The 15389-nt window shown below is 66.4% G+C and carries 14 protein-coding genes; 10 read left to right on the top strand and 4 right to left on the bottom strand.

Annotation, left to right across the window (positions count from 1 at the left end):
* Nucleotides 1-109 precede the first annotated feature (109 nt).
* The 4 genes from ACNANG_RS14735 to dapF form a co-directional block, all read right to left on the bottom strand.
* Nucleotides 110-1123, bottom strand: coding sequence for an asparaginase (locus tag ACNANG_RS14735; RefSeq protein WP_420227547.1), 1014 nt, complete (start codon nt 1121-1123; stop codon nt 110-112).
* A gap of 117 nt (nt 1124-1240) precedes the next feature.
* Nucleotides 1241-2326: a tyrosine recombinase XerC gene (locus ACNANG_RS14730; RefSeq protein WP_420223604.1), complete on the bottom strand. Its 1086-nt coding sequence runs from the start codon at nt 2324-2326 to the stop codon at nt 1241-1243.
* 1 nt (nt 2327) lies between these two features.
* Entirely contained in the window at nt 2328-3005 is a 678-nt protein-coding gene (locus ACNANG_RS14725) for a DUF484 family protein (RefSeq protein ID WP_420223603.1), read from the bottom strand.
* Between the two features lie 40 nt (nt 3006-3045).
* Entirely contained in the window at nt 3046-3921 is an 876-nt protein-coding gene (gene dapF, locus ACNANG_RS14720; RefSeq protein ID WP_420223602.1) for a diaminopimelate epimerase, read from the bottom strand.
* A 139-nt stretch (nt 3922-4060) separates the two neighbouring features.
* Between dapF and ACNANG_RS14715 the strand changes: the two genes are divergently transcribed.
* From ACNANG_RS14715 to ACNANG_RS14670, 10 genes are all read left to right on the top strand, one after another.
* Nucleotides 4061-5689: an ATP-binding domain-containing protein gene (locus ACNANG_RS14715; RefSeq protein ID WP_420223601.1), complete on the top strand. Its 1629-nt coding sequence runs from the start codon at nt 4061-4063 to the stop codon at nt 5687-5689.
* Nucleotides 5690-5747: 58 nt separating this feature from the next.
* Complete coding sequence (locus ACNANG_RS14710; RefSeq protein ID WP_420223600.1) at nt 5748-6653, top strand: NAD(P)/FAD-dependent oxidoreductase; 906 nt, start codon at nt 5748-5750, stop codon at nt 6651-6653.
* 61 nt (nt 6654-6714) lie between these two features.
* A complete protein-coding gene (locus tag ACNANG_RS14705) occupies nt 6715-7332 on the top strand; it encodes a DUF4142 domain-containing protein (protein WP_420223599.1) in 618 nt (205 codons plus the stop codon).
* 87 nt (nt 7333-7419) lie between these two features.
* Nucleotides 7420-8691 carry a cytochrome P450 gene (locus ACNANG_RS14700; RefSeq protein WP_420223598.1) on the top strand — a complete coding sequence of 424 codons (1272 nt, stop codon included), beginning with the start codon at nt 7420-7422 and terminating at the stop codon, nt 8689-8691.
* A 102-nt stretch (nt 8692-8793) separates the two neighbouring features.
* On the top strand, nt 8794-9246 hold the full coding sequence (locus tag ACNANG_RS14695) for a (2Fe-2S)-binding protein (protein WP_420223597.1): 453 nt from the start codon (nt 8794-8796) through the stop codon (nt 9244-9246).
* A 9-nt stretch (nt 9247-9255) separates the two neighbouring features.
* The gene (locus ACNANG_RS14690; RefSeq protein WP_420223596.1) at nt 9256-11487 is read left to right on the top strand and encodes a molybdopterin cofactor-binding domain-containing protein; all 2232 of its coding nucleotides are present in this window, start codon (nt 9256-9258) and stop codon (nt 11485-11487) included.
* Between the two features lie 215 nt (nt 11488-11702).
* Complete coding sequence (locus ACNANG_RS14685; RefSeq protein WP_420223595.1) at nt 11703-12533, top strand: PAS domain-containing protein; 831 nt, start codon at nt 11703-11705, stop codon at nt 12531-12533.
* Nucleotides 12443-14455: a PAS domain S-box protein gene (locus ACNANG_RS14680; RefSeq protein ID WP_420223594.1), complete on the top strand. Its 2013-nt coding sequence runs from the start codon at nt 12443-12445 to the stop codon at nt 14453-14455. The genes ACNANG_RS14685 and ACNANG_RS14680 overlap by 91 nt, the downstream gene beginning before the upstream one ends.
* Nucleotides 14452-14922 (top strand): response regulator, encoded by a 471-nt coding sequence (locus ACNANG_RS14675; protein WP_420223593.1) that lies wholly within the window; start codon nt 14452-14454, stop codon nt 14920-14922. Before ACNANG_RS14680 ends, ACNANG_RS14675 begins: the two co-directional genes overlap by 4 nt.
* A 150-nt stretch (nt 14923-15072) precedes the next feature.
* On the top strand, nt 15073-15372 hold the full coding sequence (locus ACNANG_RS14670; RefSeq protein ID WP_420223592.1) for a hypothetical protein: 300 nt from the start codon (nt 15073-15075) through the stop codon (nt 15370-15372).
* Nucleotides 15373-15389 lie beyond the last annotated feature (17 nt).

Raw genomic sequence — 15389 nt, 5'->3', positions numbered from 1 at the left:
GGATCTCTTGCAGGCGGCGGGCGCCCAAATTCACGAAAGCGGGGATGTTATGCGATCGGCGCCCGGCGTGCAGTACGCCGGGCGCCGGCGGGGATCGGGCCCCGGGGTGTCAGTACTTCCAGAAGATCTGCTGGATGGCGGCCGGATCATTGCTGCGGGTCAGCGCCAGCGCCATCAAGATACGCGCCTTTTGCGGGTTCTGGTCGCCCGCGACGATCCAGCCATACTTGTCGTCGGGCTGTTCGCCGTTGCGCACCACCACGCCGCTGCCGGTACGCGACGCGCGCAACACCTGCAGGCCCTTGCCCCGGGCGTCCTGCAGGGCCGGCACCATGAATTCCGACACACTGCCGTTGCCCGTGCCCGCATAGACCAGCGCCTTGGCGCCGCCCGCCACGATCGCGTCGACCGCCGCGCGGTCCACGTTGCCGTAGGCGTACGCGATGCCGACCTTGGGCAGGGTGGTCAGCCGGGCGATGTCGAACTCGCTGTTGACGGTGTGGGCGCGCGCCGGCAAACGGTAGAACTGCGCCTGGCCTTCCACCACGTAGCCCAGCGGACCATAGGGCGACTTGAAGGTCTCGAGCTTGAAGGTGTTGGTCTTGCTGACGTCGCGGCCCGAATGGATTTCGTCGTTCAACACCACCAGCACGCCCTTGCCGCCCGCCTCGCGGGTGGCCGCCACCAGCACGGCGCTGTACAGATTGAGCGAGCCATCGGCGCTCAGGGCCGTGCCCGGCCGCATCGACCCGACGATCACCACCGGTTTGGTGCTGCGGATGACCAGGTTCAGGAAGTAGGCGGTTTCTTCAATGGTGTCGGTGCCATGCGTGATGACCACGCCGTCGACGTCATCGCGCTTGACCAGGTCAGCCACACGGCGGCCCAGCGTCAACAGGCGTTCATCATTGAAGCTTTCGCTGCCGATCTGGAAGACCTGCTCGCCGCGCACATTGGCCAGCTTCTTGATGTCCGGCACGGCGTCGATGATGGCGTCGACCGGCACGACAGCCGACCGGTACGCCGACGTATTGGTTGCCGCAGCCCCGGCGCCGGCGATGGTGCCGCCGGTTCCGAGGATGACGACATTCGCCAGGTTCTGCGCCACCGCGCCGCAGGTCATGGCAACGAAAAGGAAGACGGCGCCGGCGGACCGGCGGGCAAGGTGCTGAATGGTCATGGACATTTCCCCCTGAAAAATCGGTGTGCCGTCCTGGCCGCCGGCCGCGCCGGCAGGGGATCAGGACGACGTTTTCTTGTCGTCGGGCGCCGCCCGCGCCGCGCGCGGATGGGCCTTGTCGTAGACCTTGGCCAAGTGCTGGAAGTCGAGCCGGGTGTAGATCTGCGTGGTGGAAATGCTGGCATGACCCAGCATTTCCTGCACGGCCCGCAGGTCTTCGGCGGACTGCAGCACATGGCTGGCGAAACTGTGGCGCAGCACATGCGGGTGGACATGGGCCGGCACACCGGCCGCCTGCGCCCACCGCGCCAGCTGGGTCTGCACGACCCGCGGCGCGATGCGGGCGCCGCGCACCCCCACGAACAGCGCGTTGGCGTCGGCCGGGTTCGACGGCGCCGGCGGGGTGGCTTGGGTGGCCTCGCCCGCGGGCGCGCCCGACGCCGATTGCAGCGGGGTGCCTTTCGCCAGAGATGCCCGGTCCGTCAGCCAGGCCGCCAGCGCGGTCCGGGCCGCCTCGCCCACGGGCACGGTCCGGCGCTTGCCGCCCTTGCCCAGCACGTTGACTTCACCGGCGTCCAGGTCGAGCCAGCCGGCCGATTCATACTGTGCCGTCTTCAGGTAGCGCACGTCGAGTCCGGTCAACTCCGATAAGCGAAGCCCGCTGGAATAGAACAGTTCGAACATGGCGCGGTCACGGCTGGCCACCAGCCGGTCGGCTTCCGGCAGGTGCGCCGCCACGCCGCCCACGGTGCCCGGCACGTGATCCAGCAGGGCCTGGGTCTGGTCCACCGACAAGGCCTTGGGCAACCCGCGGGGCGCCTTGGGCGCGCGCAGACCCGCCACCGGATTGCCGGGCAGGCCCGCCTGGGGCGCCCACCATTGATAAAAGCCCCGCCACGACGCCAGCATTCGCGCCAGGCTGCGCGGTCCCATGCCGCGGGCATGCAGCTGGCCCAGGTAGCGGCGAAGGTGGCCGGATGAGATATCAGCCAGCGGCAGGCCGCCCGCCAGCGTCACCAATTGCTGCAGATCGCGCCGGTAGGCGGACAGGGTGTGCGCGGAGTAACGGCGGGCGGTTTCCAGATGCTGCAACCACTGCAGCATGGGCGGCGCCAGCAGCACGGGGTCGGCCGGCGCGCCCGCCATGTCAGTCCGCCAGCAGGCGCGACAGCGAGGCGCTGGCGACTTCGCCGATACGCGCCAGGAAGGCGGTGCCCATCGACGGCGAGAAGCGGTCCGGATCGGGCGACGCCAGCACCAGCAGGCCGAACGCCTGAGGCGAAAGGCCTACGCGCAGGGGGATCAGCGCGATCGAACCCACCGTGCGTTCCAGCCAGGCAGCCGCTTCGAAGCCGGAGTTCGGGCCGCAATGCGGCGACATCAGGCTGTTGGTGAAGCTGCGCACGTCATCCGTCACGCTGCCTTGCCAGGCCGGGGTATCGCCCGCCGATGCGCCCGCGCCGTCAGCCTTGACCGGCAGGCCCCACAGGCGCAAGGCCACGTCGGGGACGCTGAAGATGTCGGCCAGGCCGGTGGTCAGCACGTCGGGCAGCTTGCGCGCGGACGGCTCCTTCAGCAACGCACGGCTCCAGCGTTGCAGGTTGTCGGCAATGTGTTCGTTTTCGGCGGCGTTGCGAACCAGTTCGGCCACCCGCAGTTCCATGCCGCGCACGCGTTCGCGCAGCGCCAGCACCTGGCGTTCGGCCAGCGGAATCGCGCGGCCCTCGTGGGGGTGGGGCACCTTCAGCGTACTGAAGAGCTCGGCATGCTGTTCAAAGAAATCGGAGTGGTCCTGCAAGTATTGCGCGACTGCGTTGGCGTCCATTGTGTGCTTTTCTAGATCCATTGATTACCTGCTTCCGCCTTCAACCCAACAGGGTGTCGACGTCGATCACGCCCTGGAAGACCGTCACGACCGGGCCGGTCATGACCAATTGTTCGCCGTCCCACGCGATGGTGAGCACGCCGCCACGCGTCTGCACGCGCACCGGCGAATCCAGCAGGCCGCGGCGGATGCCGGCGGCGACCGCCGCGCAGGCGCCGGTGCCGCACGCCAGGGTTTCGCCCGACCCGCGTTCGAACACGCGCAGCCGGATGTTGCGCCGGTCAACGACCTGCATGAAGCCGGCGTTGACCCGGCGCGGAAATCGGCGATGGCTTTCCACCCGCGGGCCGACCGTGGCGACCGGGGCGGTATCGACATCGTCGACCACCTGCACCGCATGCGGGTTGGAGATGCCGACCACCGATACCCACACCGTGCGCTCGGCGCCGTCCTCCCCGGTCAGGGCGAGCGGCCAGAGCTGGTCCTGGCCTTCGATGCGCGGCACCAGACCGGCGCTGTCGAAGGGAACGGCCGCCGGCTCGAAGCTGGTGCGGCCCATTTCGACGTTGACCTCACCGTCGTCCTGCTCGTTGAGCACGATGATGCCGGTGCAGATCTCGGCGCGGATCGGATTGCGGTCGGTCAGGCCCTGCTCATGCACGAAGCGGACGAAACAGCGCGCGCCATTGCCGCAGTGTTCGACTTCGCCACCGTCGGCATTGAAGATGCGATACCGGAAGTCGGCGTCGGCCCGCGTCGCGGGTTCCACCAACAGGATTTGATCGGCCCCGACACCGAATTGACGATGGGCGAGCTTGCGCGCGCGCTCGGGGGTGAGCGTGATGTGTTGACGAACGCCATCGAGAACGACAAAGTCGTTGCCTGCGCCGTGCATTTTGGTGAAGTGCCAGTCCATCGGAGGATTATCGCATCTTGTTGCACATCCGGCCGCCGCCCCGCCACGGACCGCCGCAACAGCAGGTTTCCAACGAACGCGGCAGTCATCGGGCCGGGCTTGCTATTCTGCGGGCTTGACCTCTTCTTCCCGGTTGACCATGGCCCGTATCGTTCCCGACGGCTGGCGCGAAGTCAGCGCCACCGGCGCCGCCCAGCGCGAAATCGAAACCCTGGCGCTGCTCGCGCGCGGGCTTCCCGAGGGCTATACCGTCTACCACGCGGTCCATTGGACCAACGTCGAACAAGGCTTTTCGATCTATGGCGATATCGACTTTGCCGTGGTCAGTCCGGCTGGCGAACTGCTGCTGATCGAGCAGCAGGCCGGCTTCCTGGAAGAAACGCCCGAAGGCATTTTCAAGAAGTATCCCGACGGCGCCAAGAACGTGCGCGTGCAGCTTGCGCGGCAGGTATCGGTACTGCAGAGCCGCCTGTCGAAGCGGCCCAACATCGGCCCCGTACGGGTCGAGTACCTTCTGTATTGCCCCGATTACCTGGTCCGCTTTCCCGATACGGCGGGTCTGGCGCCCGAACGTATCGTGGATGCCAACCGCCGCGATCAGCTCTGCGCCATCATCCTGGCGGCAATTCCGCCCGGTCCGCCAAACGGCCAGGGCGCACATGTGCACCGCTTCCTGAGCGACGTCATCCAGCTGCATCCGGACACCAGTGTCATGGTCGGCCGCGCGCAGGCCATGGTCACGCGGATTTCGGGCGGCCTGACCCATTGGGCGCACCAGCTGGAGTTCGATCCTTTCCGTCTGCATGTGATCGGCACGGCCGGATCGGGCAAGACCCTGTTGGCGCAGGCCGAATACCGCGATGCCATCGATGCCGGCAAGCGGCCCCTGTACGTGTGCTTCAACCGTCCGCTGGCCGACCATTTTGCCGAGGTGGCGCCCGAAGGCGGCATGGCCGTCACCTTCCACACGCTGTGCGGCGCCATGCTGCGCACGATCGGCACGCAAGCCGACTTTTCGCGTGCCAGCGTGTTCGACGACCTGGTCGAGCAAGCCGCCAGGATTCCCGTGCCGCCCTCGATGGTGTTCGATACCGTGATCGTGGACGAAGGCCAGGACTTTACCGATCGCTGGCGGGACATCGTGCTGCGCCATGCCGCGCCCGATGCGCGCATCGTGTGGCTGGAAGACCCGATGCAGAACCTGTATGACAAGCCACCCGTGCAATTGCCCAAGTGGGTGACCCTGCACGCCACCGCCAACTACCGCAGTCCGCGCAGCGTGGTGAAGCTGCTGCAGAACCTGCTGCCCGACACCGTCACGGTTGAACCCTGCGGACCGATCGCCACGTCCGACGTGGAAGTGATGGTCTATGACGACGACACCCAACTGATCGACCATACCAAGAAGGCGATTTCGCACTGCCTGGCGGCGGGCTTCAAGCGCAGCGACATTGCGGTGATCGGGTTCCGGGGCCGGGAACACTCGGCGCTGCTGCGTCAATCGCAGCTCGGCCCGCATGCGATGCGCACCTTCACCGGCACGTACGATCTGTTCGGCAAGCCGGAGTTCTCGGAAGGCGACGTGCTGATGGAGTCGATCTACCGCTTCAAGGGCCAGGCCGCGGCGGCAGTCGTGTTCACCGAGATCGACTTCGAGACGCTGGATACCAAGACCAAACGCAAGCTGTTCGTTGGCGCCACGCGGGCCATGATCAAGCTGGTGCTCGTCGTGTCGAAGCGGTCGCCCAAGGACTGGCTGGAAAGCTGACGGCCGAGGCGGGCGCGCTGCTTGCTTGGGTCGGGCGTCCCGACTCCTGGAAATGTGCATGTCCCCGCAGCACTTCGATGTCATTGTCATTGGCGGCAGTTATGCCGGACTTTCGGCGGCCATGCCTTTGGCCCGCGCGCGGCGCAGCCTACTGATCATCGACGCGGGCCAGCGCCGCAACCGGACGGTTGAACGGGCGTACGGATTCCTTGGCCATGACGGGAAGGATCCGGCCGTGATCGCGGCCCTGGGCCGCGAACAGCTGTTGGCCTATCCCAACGTGCAGTGGCGTGATGCGTTTGCCGAACGGGTCCGGCGCGAGGCCGGGCACGACGGCGGCCGGTTCGTTGTCACCTGCAACGACGGCGCGTCGGTTTCCGCCGATCGGCTTGTGTTGGCCACCGGCCTGACCGACGAACTGCCCGACATTCCCGGACTCGCGGAGCGCTGGGGCAAGACGGTTTTCAACTGTCCTTATTGCGATGGCTATGAGCTGGACCTGGGCCAAGTGGGCGTGATCGGGACCGGATCGGTGTCGGTACACGAGGCCATGATGCTGACCGACTGGGGCACGGTCACGCTCTTCGCCGATGGCTGTGTGGATCTGGAGGCCGAGCAGTCGGCCCGATTGCAGGCGCGCGGGGTCACGGTCGTGGAGGGTGCGGTGGCGTCCATTGACGAGCACGCCACGGTGGTCATGACCGACGGCCGGCGGGTAGCCTTGCGCGGCCTGTTCGTGGCGCCGCGCCAGCGGATGACCAGCGCCCTGCCCGAACAGCTGGGCTGCACCCTGGAGGAAGGCCCCTTTGGCTGCTTCATTCGCACCGACGCCTGTAAAGCGACGGATGTGCCAGGCGTGTTCGCCTGTGGTGACACCGCGCGGGCCACGCACAGCCTGGCATCGGCCGTGGGCGATGGCTTTCAGGCCGGCGTGGCCGTGCACCAATCGCTGGTGTTTGCATGACCCGGGCGCGCCACTTGCTGTACCAGAGGTTCCCCAAGATACAACCCACAAGGAGTCTTCCATGAGCCTACGCACCGCAACCTTGAGCGCCGTTGCCGCATGTTTTGTCATGGCCGGCACGGCCGCGGTCGCCCAGACCAGCTCGCAGACGCCTCCGGCTGGCCCGACCGTCCGCGCGGCTCCGGCGACCTCGCCCGACACCTCCATGCCGTCGGCAAAGGGATCGCGCTCCAATTTGCAGAAGGCAGACACCGCATTCCTGGAAAATGCAGCCCAGGGTGGCTTTGCCGAGGTGGAGGCGGGCAAGCTGGCGCAGACCAAGTCCAGCAACGCCGAAGTCAAGGCTTTTGGCCAGATGCTGGTGGATGAGCACACCAAGGTGAACCAGGAACTCGCGACCCTGGCGTCGTCCAAGGGCTACACGCCACCGACCGAGCCGTCGGTGGTGCAGCGCACCGAACTGCGCGCGCTGGGCGTGCTCGAGGGCGACAACTTCGACAAGATGTTCATGCGCCGCATCGGCGTGGCGTCTCATGAAGCCACCATCAAGCAGTTCCGTACGGCGTCGCGCAACGCGCGTGACCCCGAGGTCAAGGCATTCGCGACCAAGACCCTGCCCTCGCTCGAGCATCACCTGAAAATGGCGCAGACCCTGCAGACCAAGCTCGGCAAGGACTGAGCACCCCGGTGAGCGGGATGCGGCGGCATGCCTGAGCAGGGACTGCCGCCGCGAGCAAATCCCGCTCATCCGTTTCAAGGAACGTTGATGGTTGCAACGATGCCCCGGGATGGCCGGCTGGAAAGCACGCTGGCCATGTTGGCCGATCCTTACCGCTACATTTCGAGCCAATGCAGGCGCCTGGGCACCGAGGCCTTCGAAGCCCGGATCATGTTGCAGCCGACCATCTGCTTCAGTGGCACGCAGGCGGCGGCGGTGTTCTACGATACCGATCACTTCCAGCGCGCCACCGCGGCGCCCGAGCCCGTTCGCGCCACGCTGTTTGGCAAAGTGACCGTGCAGAATCTGGACGCGTCCGCGCACCGCCTGCGCAAGGCCATGTTCGTAGACATGTTGAACCCGGCGGCCGTGCAGTCGCTGGTGCAGCACACCTCTCGCGAATGGCACGCTGCCCTGTCGGGCGGCACGGCACAGCCCCTGTATGAGCTGACACATTGCGTGCTGACGCGCGCGGTATGCCGCTGGGCCGGCGTTCCCCTGTCGCGTGAAGACGCGCCCCGGCGGCAGGGCCAGCTGGTGGCGCTGTTCGACGACGCCGCGCGCAATGTAGCCAGCCACCTTCGTGCGCGCGCCGCGCGAGGGCAGGCCGAACGCTGGCTCGCGGGCGTGATCGACGACGTGCGCGCCGGCCGCTACACAGCGTCCACCGGCAGCGTGCTGGCGTCGGTGGCGCAGCATCGCGATGCCGACGGGCAGGCCCTGCCATCGCCTGTGGCCGCCGCCGAACTGTTGAATGTGTTGCGGCCGGTCGTGGCCGTATCGGTCTATGTCGTGTTCGTGGCTCACGCATTGGCCATGCATCCCGCATGCACCCGGCGGCTGGCCGACGGCGACCGGCACTTCAAGCTGGCGTTCGTGCAGGAGATCCGCCGGCATTACCCCTTCTTTCCCGCCGTGGTGGCCCGCGCCGCGCGTGACTTCGAATGGAAGGGCCTGCGCATTGCGCGCGGCCGCCGCGCCCTGCTCGACCTGTACGGCACCAACCATGATCCCCGTACCTGGGACCTGCCGGAACGCTTCGATCCCACCCGTTTTCTTGACCGCGCCATCGGGCCCTTCGACCTGGTTCCACAAGGCGGCGCCGATGTGCGCACGCACCACCGGTGTCCGGGTGAAGACGTCACCACGGCCCTGATGTCACTCTTTACCGACCACCTGCTGCGCAGCGAAGTCATCCCCGGCGACACCGAACTGGATTGGCGGCGCCTGCCCGCCTTGCCGCGCGGCCGCATCCTGGTCAAGGCGCGCGCCGGCATCCGCCAGGCAGGTCTGGCCGACATGACGATGGGTACTGCCTGACGCAACGCTGAACGCCCCTCCGCATTCCCCCACATCCGCACTGGCCAGACCGCCATGCCTGACATGACAGCAGTACGCTGTCGTTTTTGTACGGAGTCACCCATGCCTTCCTTTACGCTCAACGGACAGCCGACCACGCTAGCTGTCCCTGACGACATGCCCCTGCTGTGGGCCATCCGCGATGTGGCGGGCCTGACCGGCACCAAGTTCGGCTGCGGCATTTCGATGTGCGGCGCCTGTACGGTGCACATGGACGGCGCGGCCATCCGGTCTTGCGTAACGCCGGTCTCGGTGGTGGAAGGCAAGGCCATCACCACCATCGAAGTCATGGATCAGGATCCGGTCGGCAAGAAGGTGCAGGCAGCCTGGCGGCAGATCGACGTCGTGCAATGCGGGTACTGTCAGTCGGGCCAGATCATGGCCGCGACCGCACTGCTCAAGACCACGCCGAAGCCGTCGGATGCCGACATCGATGGCGCCATGTCCGGCAACATCTGCCGTTGCGGCACCTATGGCCGCATTCGCGCCGCCATCAAGATCGCGGCCGCGACGTAAGGAGCCGACATGACCGAACTCGCAACCCCCGCAGCCGTTGACTCTCCTGCTCGCCGCCGCTTCCTCCAGGTGGGCGCCGCAGCCGGCGGTGGCCTGCTGATCGGCTTTGGCCTGACCGGCTGCAGCCGGGAAGACCGCAACGCCAAGCCGCCCGAAGCCGCGGTCGGCCACGCCACGACCAACGTCACCGGCGATGCCCCCGCGCTGGCGCAGCGGGCTTTCATCCGTATCGACCGCCAGGGCGTCGTGACCCTGATCGTGCACAAGACCGAGATGGGCCAGGGCACCTACACATCGATGCCCATGTTGATTGCCGAAGAGCTTGAAGTGGACCTGTCGCAGGTCAAGCTGGAACATGCGCCTGCCGACAACTCGCTGTACAGCGACCCGCTGCTGGGCGGCCAGGTGACAGGGGGATCCACCTCGATCCGGGGCGGCTGGCAGCCCATGCGCGAAGCCGGCGCCGCCGCGCGCATGGTGCTGGTCGCCGCCGCCGCGCAAACATGGAAGGTCGATGCCGGCGAATGCCAGGCCCGCAATGGCAAGGTCACGCATGCGTCCAGCGGCCGCACCCTGCACTACGGGGAATTGGTCGACGCGGCGGCCAGGATGGACACGCCAAAATCGATCACGCTCAAAAAGCCGGAGGACTTTGCCGTGATCGGCAAGTCGCTGAAGCGCCTGGATTCGCCGGGGAAGGTGAATGGCCAGGCCAAATTCGGCATCGACGTGCGCCTGCCCAACATGCTGATCGCCACGGTGGCGGCCTGCCCCGTGCCGGGCGGCAAGCTGCAGGCCGCCGACGACGCCAAGGCCATGGCGGTCAAGGGCGTGCGTCATGTGCTCAAGCTGGACAACGCGGTGGCCGTGGTCGGCGATCACATGTGGGCCGCCAAGCAGGGCCTGGCCGCGCTGGAGCCGACCTGGTCCGACGGGCCGAACGCGGCCATGACCACGGCCACCATCATTGCGGACATGAAGACGGCATCGAACAGCGCCGGTGTCGTGGCGCGCAACGATGGCGACGCCAACAAGGACGCCCCCAAGGGCGGCCAGCGTCTGGAAGCGGTGTATGAAATGCCCTTCCTGGCGCATGCCACGATGGAGCCCATGAACTGCACGGTCGACCTGCGCGCCGATGGCTGCGATCTGTGGCTGGGCACCCAGGTGCCCGCGCTGGCGCAGGGCGCGGCGGCCAAGCTGACAGGCCTGAGCAACGATCAGGTCAAGGTGCACAACCACTTCATTGGCGGCGGCTTTGGCCGGCGGCTGGAAGTGGACATGGTGACGCAGGCCGTGGCCTTCGCCAGGCAGGTGAAGCAGCCCGTCAAATTCGTCTGGACGCGCGAAGAAGACATCCAGCATGACATGTACCGGCCTTACTACTACGACCGACTGGCGGCCACGATTGACGACAAGGGCATGCCGCAGACGTGGTCGCATCGTATTACCGGATCGTCGATCATGGCGCGGTTCGCGCCGGCCGCCATGAAAGACGGCTTGGACCCCGACGCCGTCGAAGGCGCGCGCGACATGCCGTATGCGATTCCGAATGTGCATGTGGATTACGTGCGGCACGAGCCGCCGGTGCCTACGGCGTTCTGGCGAGGTGTCGGTCCCACCCACAATATCTGGGTGGTCGAAAGCTTCATCGACGAACTGGCCGCGGCGGCGAAGCAGGACCCCGTCGCTTACCGCCGCGAACTGCTCGACAAGTCGCCCCGCCTGCGTCAGGTGCTGAACCTGGCGGCCGAAAAAGCAGGCTGGGGTACACCCGCGCCTGCCGTCGACGGTCATCGCGTGGGCCGCGGCGTGTCGGCGCAATTTGCGTTCGGCAGCTACATCGCCCAGGTCATCGACGTCGCCGTCGACCCAGCTGGCGAAGTCAAGGTGACGCGTGTCGTATGCGCCGTCGACTGTGGCCAGCTGGTCAATCCGGACACCGTCATGGCGCAGATCGAAAGCGGCGTGGTGTTCGGTCTGACGGCAGCATTGTGGAACGAAATCACCTTCGACAAGGGGCGTGTGCAGCAGTCGAACTTTGGCGACTACCGCATGATGCGCCTGAACGAAGCGCCCAGGATCGAGGTGTTTCTGGCCAAAAGCACCGATGATCCGGGCGGTATCGGTGAGCCGGGCACGGCCGCTACGGCGCCTGCATTGACCAACGCCATCTTTGCCGCAACGGGTCAGCGTATCCGCAAGCTGCCGGTGTCCAGTGCGCAACTGAAATCGGCCTGATTCCAGGCAGGCAACGCAAGGCCTGGACGACGCTGTTCCCGCAGACGCCGCCCGGGCTTTTCTGTTTCTCGATGTGGCCTCGATGGCCCGACGCTACATCTCGTTGCATGCTCGGCACTGCGCCTGCTGTCAGCAGGTAACATGCATGCGCCCTGCTCGACTTTCCCAACGTTCTTTGACGTGATGCCTGTTCGGGCAGCGCGATCACCGCCTTCATGACCGACCAGCCCTCGTCATCCTTCCCCTTTCTTGCGCAAGGCGGCGGCGTCGCCGACATTATCGCGCGCCGCGACTGGTCGGTTACGCCGATTGGTCCGATCGATGCCTGGCCCAGCACGCTCACTGCCACCCTTGCACTGATCCTGCGCGCGCCGCTGCCTATCGTTACCCTGTGGGGCGACGAAGGCGTGATGCTCTATAACGACGCCTATTCGGTATTCGCCGGGGGCCGGCATCCGGAACTGCTCGGGTCGAACGTGCGGGAAGGCTGGGCTGAAATTGCCGACTTCAATGACAACGTCATGAAGGTGGGCCTGGCCGGCAAGACGCTGCGTTACGAAGATCAGGAGCTGACGCTGTTTCGCAACGGCGTTGGCGAACCGGTCTGGATGAACCTGGATTACTCGCCCATTCCCGGGCCCGACGGCGTGCCGATGGGGGTCATTGCCATCGTAGTCGAGACGACGGCCAAAGTGCGCGCCGAACGCTGGCTGAGCGGCGAGCGCGAACGCCTGCGCCGCCTGTTCGAACAGGCCCCCGGATTCATGGCCATGGTGACGGGTCCCGACCACGTGTTCGACCTGGCCAATGGCGCCTTCCTGTCGCTGGTCGGCCAGCGCGACCTGATCGGCCGTGGGGTACGCGACTGCCTGCCGGAGCTGGCCGGTCAGGATTTTTCGAGCGGCTCGATCATGTGTACGCGGTGGGCCAATCGCACGCGGGCTTTGCGCAGCCCATGCACCTGGCCCGCACGCCGGGCGCCGCGCCGCAACTGCGGCACGTGGATTTCGTGTGCCAGCCGGTACGCAGTGAAGACGGCGATGTGATCGGCATCTTCATCCAGGGTACCGACGTCACGGATCGCTTGCTGGCGGAAAGCGCCGTGGTCGAAAGCGAAGCCAAGTTCCGTACCTTTGCGCAGGCCATGCCGAATCAGGTGTGGTCCGCCGACCGCCATGGCGCGCTCGACTGGTTCAACGACAAGGTCTACGCGTTCAGCGGCAAGCCGTCCGGCAAGCTCGACGGCCTGGCGTGGCATGCCACGCTGCATCCGGACGACCTGCCCCACGCGCTGGACCGGTGGCGACAGGCGATCGACACCGGCGGTACCTATGAATGCGAATTCCGCATCCGCCGGGCCGACGGCTTTTACCGCTGGCATCTGTCGCGCGCCCTGCCGATCCGCGACGCGGCCGGGGGCATCGTGCGATGGGTGGGCAGCAACACCGACATCGAAGACCAGAAGTCGGCCGCCCGCGCGCTGGAACGCCTGAACAAGACCCTTGAACAACAGGTGGCCGAAAGCCATGCCGACCGCGACCGCATGTGGCGGCTGTCCACCGACGTCATGCTGGTGGCCGACTTCGACGCCAACATCGTCGCCATCAACCCGGCATGGACCGAACTGCTGGGCTGGGAGGCCAGTGCCCTGGTCGGGCGGTCCTTCATGGACCTGGTGCATCCCGATGACCGGATCGAGACCCTGGCCGAAGTGGGTGACCTCAGCGCCGGCAGGCGCACGTACAAGTTCATCAATCGCTACCGCTGCCGCGACGGCCACTACGTCGTGCTGTCGTGGACGGCCGTGCCCGACGCACGATTCATTCACGCGGTCGGCCGCGACATCACCGCCGACCGCGAAGCCGCCGATGCGCTGCGCCGCACCGAACTCGCGCTGCAGCAGTCGCAAAAGATGGAAACCATCGGCAAGCTGACGGGCGGCGTGGCGCATGACTTCAACAATTTGCTGCAGGTGATTTCTGGCAACCTGCAGCTGCTGGCGGCCGACGTGGCCGGCAACGCCCGCGCCGAGCGCCGGCTGGGCAACGCGCTGGGCGGCGTGCAGCGCGGCGCCAAGCTGGCCAGCCAGCTGCTGGCCTTTGGCCGGCGCCAGCCGCTCGAACCCAAGACCATCAGGATCGGCCGGCTGATTGGCGGCATGGAAGACATGCTGCGCCGAAGCCTGGGCGAAGCCATCGAGATCGAGACCCTGGTGTCGGGCGGCTTGTGGAACACCCTGGTCGATCCAACCCAGGTGGAAAACGCCATCCTGAACCTGGCCATCAATGCACGCGACGCGATGGACGGCACGGGCAAGCTCACCCTGGAAGCGGGCAATGCCTTTCTGGACGATGCCTATGCCCGCCAGCATGCCGAAGTCGCGCCAGGGCAGTACGTGATGCTGGCCGTGACCGACACCGGCTGCGGCATGACACCCGACGTCCTGGCGCAAGCCTACGAACCCTTCTTTTCGACCAAGCCCGAGGGCAAGGGCACGGGGCTGGGTCTGTCGATGGTCTATGGCTTCGTGAAGCAGTCGGGGGGCCATATCAAGATCTACAGCGAACCTGGCATGGGCACCACCGTGAAGCTGTACCTGCCACGGTCGCACGACCGCGAAGAAACCGGCCCGGTGCTGGAAACCACCCTGGTCGAAGGCGGACGCGAAACCATCCTGGTCGCGGAAGATGATGACCAGGTGCGCGCCACCGTGGTTGAAACGCTGTCGGAACTGGGCTACCGCGTCTTGAAAGCGTCGGACGCCGCCAGCGCGCTGGCCATTGTCGAAAGCGGCATGTCCATCGACTTGCTGTTCACCGACGTCGTCATGCCCGGCCCGTTGCGCAGCCCCGAGCTGGCCCGCCGCGCGCGCGAACGCCTGCCCGGTCTGGCCGTGCTGTTCACGTCGGGCTATACCGAAAATTCCATCGTGCATGGCGGCCGGCTCGACGCCGGCGTCGACCTTTGAGCAAGCCCTACACCCGCGAAGCGCTGGCTCGCAAGATCCGCCAGGTTCTGGCCGCCGAATCGCAACGCGTCGGCGCGCCTGGCCAACCTGCCTTGCTCGCGCCCGTCAATGACGGTGCACCCGCGACTTACAGTCGCCGCATTCTGTTCGTGGAAGACGACGCCCTGATACGCGAGAACACCCGCGAACTGCTGCAGGAACTTGGACACACGGTGTTCGTGGCAGGCAATGCGCCGGACGCGATGGCGACGCTGCGCCGCGAAACGATCGACGTGATGATCACCGACCTGGGGCTGCCTGGCGAGTCGGGTGAATCACTGGCCAACGCCGCCAGGGAAGCGTTACCCAGCCTTGGCATCGTATTCGCCACCGGCACGGAACCCGACAGTCTTCCGCCAGGCTTCCAGGTGCTCCGCAAACCGTACGACACGGTCGCGATCGAGGCGGTGCTGCGCGATCTGGGGTGACCGGACGGGATGCCGCCCGCGGATTCCCAGTCGCGCCGGCGCAACACAAACGTATACGATCCGACTACCGCGATGTAACCGAAGATATCATCCGTGCACCTTCCGCGTTGCTGCCTGGGGCCGCCGCGATCCTCGCATGGAGAATTCGGCGTGCCAGCAGATTCACGTGACCCGTCCGTCCTGGCCCGGCCCAGTGTCGGGCTCGAAGTGGAATGCGCGGTCGCCGCCCGCGCCGGTGGCCATACCTACGACGCCAGGGCCGTCTTTGGCCGCTGGCAGCACTACCGCGGTGAACACTGTGTTCCGGGCACGGATGTGCATGCCGGCGATCTGTTGATCGGGTCGACCTGCGACACCGGCTTTTTTCGGTCGACAACGGTTTCAACAATCTGGAATACGCGTTCGCCCCGGTCGGCAGCCAATTCGGCCATACCGATGGTTCCTTCCTGAATCGCCTGGCCGGCACG

This window comes from Pigmentiphaga litoralis, from assembly GCF_048632615.1.
GTDB classification, from domain to species: domain Bacteria; phylum Pseudomonadota; class Gammaproteobacteria; order Burkholderiales; family Burkholderiaceae_B; genus Pigmentiphaga; species Pigmentiphaga litoralis_B.
The sequence above is the reverse complement of the archived record's forward strand: the minus strand, read 5'-3'. Positions and strand labels throughout refer to the sequence as shown.

Bases quoted from the DNA above. Each gene is read 5' to 3' on its own strand.
- ACNANG_RS14735 (WP_420227547.1), bottom strand. From the start codon at position 1,123: ATGACCTGCGGCGCGGTGGCGCAGAACCTGGCGAATGTCGTCATCCTC.
- ACNANG_RS14690 (WP_420223596.1), top strand. From the start codon at position 9,256: ATGACCGAACTCGCAACCCCCGCAGCCGTTGACTCTCCTGCTCGCCGC.
- ACNANG_RS14725 (WP_420223603.1), bottom strand. From the start codon at position 3,005: ATGGACGCCAACGCAGTCGCGCAATACTTGCAGGACCACTCCGATTTC.
- ACNANG_RS14680 (WP_420223594.1), top strand. From the start codon at position 12,443: ATGCACCTGGCCCGCACGCCGGGCGCCGCGCCGCAACTGCGGCACGTG.
- dapF (WP_420223602.1), bottom strand. From the start codon at position 3,921: ATGGACTGGCACTTCACCAAAATGCACGGCGCAGGCAACGACTTTGTC.
- ACNANG_RS14710 (WP_420223600.1), top strand. From the start codon at position 5,748: ATGTCCCCGCAGCACTTCGATGTCATTGTCATTGGCGGCAGTTATGCC.
- ACNANG_RS14715 (WP_420223601.1), top strand. From the start codon at position 4,061: ATGGCCCGTATCGTTCCCGACGGCTGGCGCGAAGTCAGCGCCACCGGC.
- ACNANG_RS14700 (WP_420223598.1), top strand. From the start codon at position 7,420: ATGGTTGCAACGATGCCCCGGGATGGCCGGCTGGAAAGCACGCTGGCC.
- ACNANG_RS14685 (WP_420223595.1), top strand. From the start codon at position 11,703: ATGACCGACCAGCCCTCGTCATCCTTCCCCTTTCTTGCGCAAGGCGGC.
- ACNANG_RS14705 (WP_420223599.1), top strand. From the start codon at position 6,715: ATGAGCCTACGCACCGCAACCTTGAGCGCCGTTGCCGCATGTTTTGTC.
- ACNANG_RS14730 (WP_420223604.1), bottom strand. From the start codon at position 2,326: ATGGCGGGCGCGCCGGCCGACCCCGTGCTGCTGGCGCCGCCCATGCTG.
- ACNANG_RS14695 (WP_420223597.1), top strand. From the start codon at position 8,794: ATGCCTTCCTTTACGCTCAACGGACAGCCGACCACGCTAGCTGTCCCT.